The sequence below is a fragment of the Rhizobium metallidurans genome (assembly GCF_014196505.1).
GTDB classification, from domain to species: Bacteria; Pseudomonadota; Alphaproteobacteria; order Rhizobiales; family Rhizobiaceae; genus Rhizobium; species Rhizobium metallidurans.
Genome location: NZ_JACIDW010000045.1, coordinates 1 through 9,298 on the forward strand (window position 1 = coordinate 1; position 9,298 = coordinate 9,298).

General features: G+C 55.4%; 7 protein-coding genes. All 7 read right to left on the reverse strand.

The genetic code is table 11. The features are described from left to right. Positions 1 to 405: 405 nt before the first annotated feature. On the reverse strand, positions 406 to 966 hold the full coding sequence (locus GGQ67_RS24630) for a hypothetical protein (protein WP_183902739.1): 561 nt from the start codon (positions 964 to 966) through the stop codon (positions 406 to 408). Positions 967 to 1,110: 144 nt separating this feature from the next. Further along, entirely contained in the window at positions 1,111 to 1,962 is an 852-nt protein-coding gene (locus GGQ67_RS24635) for a hypothetical protein (RefSeq protein ID WP_183902740.1), read from the reverse strand. A gap of 2 nt (positions 1,963 to 1,964) precedes the next feature. After that, positions 1,965 to 3,233 carry a hypothetical protein gene (locus GGQ67_RS24640; RefSeq protein WP_183902741.1) on the reverse strand — a complete coding sequence of 423 codons (1,269 nt, stop codon included), beginning with the start codon at positions 3,231 to 3,233 and terminating at the stop codon, positions 1,965 to 1,967. 59 nt (positions 3,234 to 3,292) lie between these two features. Beyond that, complete coding sequence (locus tag GGQ67_RS24645; RefSeq protein WP_183902742.1) at positions 3,293 to 5,029, reverse strand: hypothetical protein; 1,737 nt, start codon at positions 5,027 to 5,029, stop codon at positions 3,293 to 3,295. 554 nt (positions 5,030 to 5,583) lie between these two features. Beyond that, a complete protein-coding gene (locus GGQ67_RS24650; protein ID WP_183902743.1) occupies positions 5,584 to 6,357 on the reverse strand; it encodes a DUF2958 domain-containing protein in 774 nt (257 codons plus the stop codon). 292 nt (positions 6,358 to 6,649) lie between these two features. Continuing rightward, entirely contained in the window at positions 6,650 to 7,096 is a 447-nt protein-coding gene (locus GGQ67_RS24655; RefSeq protein WP_183902744.1) for a DUF6641 family protein, read from the reverse strand. Between the two features lie 87 nt (positions 7,097 to 7,183). Next, positions 7,184 to 8,497: a tyrosine-type recombinase/integrase gene (locus tag GGQ67_RS24660; protein WP_183902745.1), complete on the reverse strand. Its 1,314-nt coding sequence runs from the start codon at positions 8,495 to 8,497 to the stop codon at positions 7,184 to 7,186. Between the last annotated feature and the right edge of the window lie 801 nt (positions 8,498 to 9,298).

A 9,298-nucleotide genomic window follows, 5' to 3' on the forward strand; every position in this document is an offset into this window, starting at 1 on the left:
GGTCACCCAGCTCTATGCTGTAACCCGCGCCGCCCGCCAATAGCCGCAGGCACAAGCTGGCCTCGGCCACAACGTGGTGTGTTCGTCGCGCTCACGATCATCTGCAAAATTTGAGCTGTGCTTGGCTTGGAAGATTGATTGGTCATTTTGAAAACTCCGTAAAAAGAAAAACCCTGCTTGCGTCTGGAAGGACAAGCAGGGCCAATGTTTCTTTTTCGAAGGCCGTCTTTAAGTCCTCAAACGAAGCGCAAACACTTCGTTTTCCAGACTTAATGTTCGCAATTTATTTATGCCTCAGTCCGTTACGAGATCCGCGATATGTCGGGTTATTTTCGATTATTTTGGGGTGCGGAAACAATGCATTTGGATTGACCAATGGGCCGGGCCGGCTCAACGTTCCATCGTTTAGATGCGCACCTCCGCCACTTCATGGCCGGCAATCGGCCGCTCGTTACCCTTGACGATCGGCCATCTTGAGCCCGCTGTCAAAAGCATGGCTTCCCGTTTGTAGCTTTTGTTATCGCCATGAAGGCCGACCATGATGAGGCTTGAGGTGATGCGACCGATATGCCCTGGCCGCCGGGTATCGGGCGCGTAGGCATAATAGGCCACGATCCAGCGATCGTCTAATTCCTCGAAACTGTTGATATGGTCCATCGGCTGTTCGACTTTTTGCGGATGCTCGCCAAGAGCGACGAACTCGTGGCACGTGAGCGCGGCGGCGATCAGCGTGTCGTAATCCGCCTTCGACGCCTGATCGTTGACCGTGTCACCCTCGACACTCCGATATCTCTGAAACGGCGTGTACATCCGGTGCAGAAACCGTTTGGTCCCGGGGGCTCGCACGAACGAATTGATGCCGCTCAGGTGATCGATCACCAGGGGTGGCGGCTGATGATCAAAAAAGTCCAGCGCGTTGATCAGGTGGTTCTTGTAAAACGGTTGTGTCTTGTCGTCGATGAGCATGGCAACCTCATGATTGTGCTTTGGGTTTATTCTGGAGAAATTAAGGTCTGGCTCGCCTGGACGGTGTACGAGCGGTAAAATATCGGCGACCGTTTTGAACTCAGGCTGCCCCAAGTCCGGTTCAGAGTTTTCGGATATCACGGCCTAAACGACGATCCTCTTGGGCTTAATCCCCCAGCAGGCCGCCCAGAACGCTTTGAGATCCTGACGATGGCCATCGGCGGACATTGTTAGGCCGTGGCTTGCGTATGTGTGCGCGAGCGCGGTGTAGCCGGCTTTCATCAGGGCCGCTCGGCCGCCGGCGGGACCGAAATGGCTGGTGCCCGCAAGCTCGTTGAGAACGATGTTCTGGCATTGCATGACGGCGTAACCGAGGCTGACGGCTTCCAGCGCGATTTGCCGATCCTCGCCCACCAGCGTGAACCCTGGATCTGGCATGACCTCCGGCCGCCCTTCCTTTCTCAAATTCCGAATGACGAACAGACTGCCTTTCAAGTCGATGTTCCGCTCAAACACATGGTGCGCCGCATAGAGGGCGGGATCTTTGGCGTAGATGGGGGAGAAGCCGACCTTCTGCGGACTGATCGGGAAAAACACATCGACGCCCGAATAGGCGGACAAGCCGTTGGCGATCATCTCGGCGAACAAGCGCGGGCCGCGATTGTGCTGTGGGCCGTCGTAGAGAACGGCGTCGTCATCCAGCATGATGCCCCAGTCAAAATCGCTCTGGTAGAACGCTTCGAAGGCGGCGACCCGGTTCAACACCACCGATTGCGCCGGCTGCTCGATAATGGTGATCGCCTTGAGATCGATCGACAGCTCCAGCAACTTACGATCCGTGTCGCGCCAGTTCGATGCGATCACGGAGATGGGCACGGCTGTTTTGCTCATCCACCAATCCAATACCTTGGCAAGATCGTCACGCCGGGCTTTGCGATGCACGATGTTATTGGGCAGATAGCTGATGACGAATGCTCCGAAGGGGTATGCGGTCATGATCAAACTCCCGTCGGTTGGAAATCGTCGGCACGGTCTGTGCTCACCGCCACCATCGTGTTCTCAGGTTTGCGGAAGATGCCTTGCAGATCGGCAACTGCCTTGCCGTCGCAGGCAAATGCGCGATCTATCCTGTCGACGGCGAGCGCGATACCGTGAGGCACCAGGCTGTTCTTTCCCGCTTGCGCCATATCCACCAGGCGGTTTGCCTGGAGGATCGCCGACAGTTCCGCATAGACGCTGTGATGTGACAGCATGTTGTTGCCGACGCTGTCTGCCGGGTTCTTCGCCGGATCGGTTCCGGGCATAAAATCACCCAGCCTGCATCGGTCCGCCAGCGGGCCGCGATACGGGAATGGGGCCGACGGCTCGAAATCGGCCGGCCGGCTTGGCATGATATGTTCGGTCATGCGGAAACTGCCGGCATCAAGGCCGGTGGTGATCTGCCCGTATTTCTGCACGAAGGTGAAACTGGTCGAGCTGTCGAAGGTGACATTGATGTCGGTCCTGACATGCCGACGCAGCGCCCGCTGGAGCGCGGTTGCCAGCACGGCAAACTTTGGTTGCGCCGTGCCAAGAAAATGGATGTGGCGCACGGTTTCAAACGTGCCGCGCTCGATCATGCCGATAAGCCGTGGAACCCATTCATGGATGTTCAGCCGGGTATGGCCGGCGATCGCCATGCCCTCAAATTGCAGCTGGTAGCGCTGCATGACATCGGCCCACCGGTCTGCCTCGGCCTTGGTGCGGCCCTGGTAGACAGCGAGCAGTTTCAGATCCGAGCGCGACCGGGCATTGATGGCGAACTCGGCATTGCGGATGGTTTGATCCAGGCATTGCTGGAAACTCTTGAAGCCGCTGGCCGGGACTTCGATGGCGCGGGTCGGGACGTCAACGATGATGCCGACATCGCAGTCTCGCTCCTGCCACCGCAGTGTCGCTTCTCGCCACGAGGCCATCGAATGCTTGATCGCGCCACTGATCATTGAGAAGCCGCCGCTATCTCCAAGGACGAAACTGGTCTGACGGTCGCGTCTGGTGATGATCGTGTCTGCCGTCTTGTCGACGGCAAAGGTTGCGGTGAACAGAATGTCGGGCCAGCTGAACAGCGGTGACGACGGCTTCAGGAAGTTGAGATGTCTCGCCAGGACCCCGGTTGGAAGTCGGCTCTTCAGCGCGGTGGAGGAAGATTGTTCGGCAAACTTGACGAAGTTCTCGTTTGGCGCGGGCAGATAGCGGGCGTAATCGGCCCATAGACGGTCGAAGTTCATGATCGTTCCTTGAAGGAGAAGGGAGAGCGGGGGAGCACTTTTGCTCCCCTGCAGACGGCTCAATTCGGGGCTTGCCCGCCGTCGCTCACGGGATCACCCGCACCCATCTCGGTTTCGTCATCATCGAGGTTAAGGCCAGGCCACATGACCGGGACAAGTTTGCGCATGAACTTGTCCGAGCGCGTTCCGTTGCCGGTCTGCTTGGGGATATGCACCTGATAGGACGCCAGCTGTGTGGCGAAGACCACCTGCAGCATGTCGGCATGAATACCGAGCGATATGCCGCCGATGATGTCGTCCTTGACATCGACAAGCATCGCCGTGACCGCTTGGAAGTCGTCAGCACGCACTCCGGTCGAGAGCTTCCGAGCAGAACCTTCGTGGATGATTTCGGCGTGAAGCTCTAGAACAGAGCACGTTAGCCGACCGGGCTCAGCGGTGATCGTCACCGGCTTCGACTTCTTGATCGCGTCCTTGCTGCCATCGGCGATCTGTTTCATCGCCGGGAGAAAATCGACGCTATCAAGGGTGACGGACGGGACGAAGTTCTCCAGCGTCAAGGGCAGGTTGCCGGTCTTTGAATAAACCTGCTGCACCAGTAGATCGACTGTCTTCGACGGATCGACGGCCACGTCCGATGATAGCGTCAGCCGAACGATGCCACTCTTTAACCCCGGCGTCGACGTCGCCGATAGCTGGAAAGCATCAATCCGGTCTGCAGTCAGATTGGCCTCAATCGAGCGGATATTTTGTGTACGAAACTCGATATGGGCAACGACAGGCGATCCGAGCAGATCAATGGTCGGTACGATCCGTACGACTACGCTTGCATCCGACAGGATGGGGGAGATTGTGATTTCCTTTCCAGGGTTGAAGACGACGTGGCTATGGGCGCGCCGACGCGGCGCGGACTTGTCGTTGATGTCGTCGAAATGGTTGATGAGGAGGTTGGTTTTTTCCTCGATGACGGCGCGTTTCACTTGAAGCAACTGTCGAAGAAACGCGACTTTCGGTTCCGGTGATTTGAACTCAGCGGCAATGGCTCGTTTCACCGCCGCAGTCAAAGTCAGTTCATTGATCAGGCTGACTGAGTTATCGCCGCCGCGCCTACCGAATCCCACGACCAATTCAGCGTCATCGGGCTGGTTGGCGGCGTAACGCTCCTCGCGAACGGCTGCCAGCAGGTCTTCGTCCAAAATAATGAGGTCCGTCTTCTCAGTGCCTTTCTTCGCAGCGAGATATTTTTCCATTGAGGCGTTGATGCCGCCTTCTTCCTTGATGATCGTCATCAATTGTTCGACGCCCGCCTTGTCGAACGTCACTTTGAGCTTGCCAGTCTTATCAATGGCTTTGGATTTGATGTAGCGGGCGGCGCTGACGAGCCGGTTGAGCATCTTTGAATTGTTGGTCTTGGTGGCTACGTCTTTATGTCCGACATCAAGGCGGTAGTGAAAGGCAATGCCAAGCGTCAGCACGTCCTTGTTGGCCGGCTCGCTAAACCCTTCCTGCTTGAGACCGAGCTGGAAAAACTCTGGCCTATGAAGTTCGACATCAATCAGGACCATGGCCAGTGATTGGCGAGCCGCCTTATCGCTCCTTAACGAAAGACCATTGGCTTGGCTGATCACCTTGATCGTTGCTTCATGCCATTTGGCTTCGTCAGCGGCGCCATGATCGGCACCCAAAGACGGCACGTCATCGAATTCGACTGGATCGGAAGCCGTGGCCACGGCAATGGCCTGAGCAGAAGTCGATAAATTGTACGAAGAGGGGGAGGTTGTCTGTTCGGAAGACATGAAGTCACCTTTCACGTTGGAAAGGCGAGCCGAGGCGTGTTTTTCCCTATGCGCAGCAGCTCACCTCCGACAAACCGAAAACGGCTTGATCGGGTTGGTGAGCCCCATTCCGGAAGGCCCGTTGGTTGGTGGCGTCTCCAGACTGCGAACCCCGTCGGCTGACACCAACGGCCCCCAGCAAGGGGCAGCGCCTCATCGAAGAGGATCGCTGTTTGAATGGTCGTGGCCCTCTCAGGCCCCACCTGCACATCAAGGGTCAACTTGATGACGTGCATATCGAGCATGCCGCGATATGCACCGGCACTGCCTCCATTTGCCCAGCGCTGCCTGGACAAATTTTCCTTTAAGAGGAAGAAACAGCGATTTTTTGGAGAATATCTTCTCCGTTTGGCTGACCATTTGCGGTCCATGAGCAGATATGCTCTCGCCAGAATGTGGATCAACACGTATATATTGATTTTACAATGTCAATACTCATTGGAAAATATCGTTAATTTGATCAATTCCTCTAAAAGGAACGGAAACGGGATACGTCAATTCAATCATCGCGACGTTTATTCGCAATAGTCATCGAATATGCGACGTTGCCGAAACCGTTGCAGCGAGGGATGCTTTCGGCACTGCTGATCGAAAATCCGCGCGATCGTGGCGGTGGGTGGCGCAGCTGATACAAGATCGGTGTTGATTGGAGCAAGAACAAGTCGTGGCAATTCCGGTTCATCAGTGATCCGACCGGTCAGACCGGCGGCTTGGACATAGTTTTTGATCGGCGTCGCCGAAGAGAATGTCTCATCGCGAACAAGTTCGATCCCGAGCATCGGCCGCAACGCCATGATGTCGGAAATCAAGAGCGTCTGGAAAACCGGTTTTTCGCCAAGATTATGGAGTGCATCAACCGCATGACCGCATAGTCGACTGCGCGTCAGCAGCATCACTGCATCTCCGCGCGGATCGAAGAGCCGAACGACTGGCGGAAAGTTGGCATCGGGCCGCGCATGCCAATTGAGGCGACGGACAAGAGTTCGTGGGAACAATTGCCGGTATCGGTTGCGTCGGTCAATGTCGTGGACGATTAGGGTTTTAGATGCGATCACCGCAAACAAGATGATGGCGCGCCAGGAGAGCGGCGACAAATAATGACGACGGTGGATCAGTCCGTCGAATTCGTAGACAAGATCAAGTGCTTTGCCTGCTGCCTTTTGCTTGTAGAACGGCAGTTTACCAACATGGAGCTCGCTGGAGAACAGCAGCACCAGATCAATCTGCGCCTGCTTGATCCAGTCTCGATTGTCATTGTCGCTCCAGTATCTTGGCCGGCCCCCTGCCATGTTTTTGCTCCCTCAGCTTCTTGCTGTGGAAGCAAAAACACCGTGCGGAAGAATGGGCGAGTAGAGATTCAAGCGTTAGAATAGGCAGGCTTTGCTCTAGCTGCGACGTATGTCATCCAGACATGCAGACATATCATAGAGTGGGTCCGAAGCGTAACGCGCTGCGTTATGCAGGCCAGACTTGCCTTGCGTCCTAGGCGCTCTTTGACAGTGTCACTATAGCCGGAACGCACAAAGGACATGGGATCATATGATCCCATGTCCTTTGGCAATCACGCTGATCGGAAAACCTTCAAACGGGTTTGCGCAGAAGCCTGCCGCGCTCGGCTGCCGCGATGACCAGTTGTGAATCAAGCTCGCCGGCGCGTACCGCCTCAATCAGTGTATCGAAAACAGCCGGGAGTGCCGCAATGTCGCCGACCTCGATCGCGTTCTTGTCCTTGGCGAACTCGATCGCTTTGCCAGCGTATCGGACCGAGAAAAAAACCTTTCCGCTGCCATCGGTGAACCAGCCCTGACGAACGCGCTTCAAGGCCTCAACCTCGATACGCTGACCGTCCACGTCCTTTTTCCGGACGATATGCTTGGGCGCAAATGCCTGTCCCGCGATCTTCGCCTCGGCCATCTGCTTCTGCTCGGTGAGCGTTGCAATCATCTTTTCCCGCGCCCGCAGTACGGGATCGATCGTTGCGCGAGCTGGAACTGCGGAGGTAAGCTTGAGAGCCTTGAGGTGAGACATGTTGTCATCCTTTCCGAACATCGTTGCCGTTGTCTCCGGATACAGCCGTCTACCAAAAGGGCGAGTGAAAGGTTTACTCGGTGAGGTCTACCAGTCTGTTACTCCCGGCCTCAGTCGATCCTTGATATGTTCGGTGGCAACATGGGCGTAATGTTGCTCGATCATTTGCAATGAGGTGCGTGTGTTCAGCGCCACGTCATATATTGACGCGCCTTTGATCAGCATCGTCGAGATATAGTAATGCCGCAACGAATACGGAGTGCGACGTACTCCTCTATAATCGTATTCAAGGCCGGCGGCTTTTAGTAGCTCGTTGAATCCCCTCTTAAACGATAAAATTTGCTTTCCGTCCGCATCGGAGAATACCGGATCGTCGTCTTCAGGTGGGCGCCCCACCTCCTGCTCGAAAACGCCCCAAAGCATAGAAAGCGCTGGGATAACGTCCAGAAGCGGGATTGAGGTGCCATGTTTTCCCTTGCCGCGGACTTGAAGGCGAACATCCTGTTCGCTGATGGGTTTGTTCTTACACGCACGAAAGCCAATGATATTCGCCCAGGTAAGATTCTTGGCTTCCGTTGGCCTCATGCCAGAATGGGCCATGATTTCGATGTAACAGTAAAGGCGAACACGATCCGCTTTTACGTTTTTAGGCGTGAATTTCATTGTCCATTCGCGGCCATCCTTGGCCTTGATGTCTCTTGTTTTGGGCTGGAGTTCGGAGATGCGGGCAAGCGCCATGTTGAACAGCTTTTCGTATTCCTCTGGCGTGAAGCCGGGGCGGCGATTATCGATGCGCTTGCGCACCACCGGATTAGGAATGACGATCTGCTGACAGTAGCCCCAGCGCACAGCCTGTTGGAAGAGGCTGCGGATGATGACCATCTCTCCCTTTATCGTGCTAAGCGATGCGATCTTGCGAGGAGCGGGACGGCTGAAGACGCGCCCGTCTTCTCGCTCGACGCGGATCTTCTCAATCTCGCTGCCGGGGCCTGACGTCCAGTAGGTCTTGCGCCATTCGAGATAGCGTTCGATGTCAGGCGGCGTGATTTTATCGATTGGTTTTTCTCCGAAGTAGCCGATTAGAAATCGCCTGATTTTGGGTGGCCAAAAATACGCATGATCGGCGCTACGCTCTTTGCGCTCGGCTTCCGCTTCGATTGTCCTGATAAATTCTTCGGCCACCACGCTGAAGGCATGTTCAACAAGGCTCAGGCCAAGTTTCAGGCGATAATTCTGCTCGTGCCATATTTCGTTTGCCAGCCGACGAGCTTCGGCTTCATCCGATGTGCCCAGCGACTTTCTGATCTGACGGCTGTCCATTGTGTAGCGCATGGACCAATTCGTGCCGTCGCGTTGAAAGAGAACGAAGGGGTCTTTGGTTTGTCTGAAGGTTTGCAGCACGGGAACCGGGCCTCCAATGGCGTTACTACGGTAGGTGGTCCGCGCTAACACTGTGCTAGCGCCGACCATGACCGAAAATCATTGATATTGGAAACAAAGAGCTTTTCCCGGCAGGGCAAGCGTTGTGCTAACGCTGCGCTACCGATATTGCCGTTCAAAGAAAGGGCAAGAAAAGACTGATAAGTCAGACATTTCAAAGAGTTCGTTTAGAGCAACACAAAAGACTGGATTCTAAGTCGGTGTTTTTCCGTTAAAACACGTGACCAAATTCGCCATTTCTCCGAACGGAGAACCGGAACATGCGGATTTGCCGTAGTGGTGTTACCATAAGAGCGGATTCGGCTCCGCGCCCGAAATCCAAAAAAGGGCAGCCTATGGGCTGCCCTTTGTCAGAAATTACCGCCGTCCGAACCCGTTAGGTTCTCCGTGGGCCCAATAACTTTCGAATGTTCCAGTGGATGGCGTCCATGGCAACTCGTGCGATCTCTATGTCCTGCTCCGTAAGCAAGCGCAGTTCTGCGATGTACGTCCCTTCCGTCTCAATGATATCGAATCCTTTTAGAGCCGTGAGGAATCGATCCCTGTCCGTGTCAAATGCCCTCCACTCTCGGGTCCGCTTAGCCGAGAACGTCTTTCGGATGACCACGGCATCCGCTTCCGCGAAGACTTCGAAGTAGGTCCGCCGCGATCCCAGAGTGAGTCTTTGGTAAGCGCGATTTTCCATGCACATTGACGTAGGCGGCGTCTCCGAACCGGCTCTTTTTGCGAAGCGATATCCGGCTCTATCAGTCGGCGGAGGTC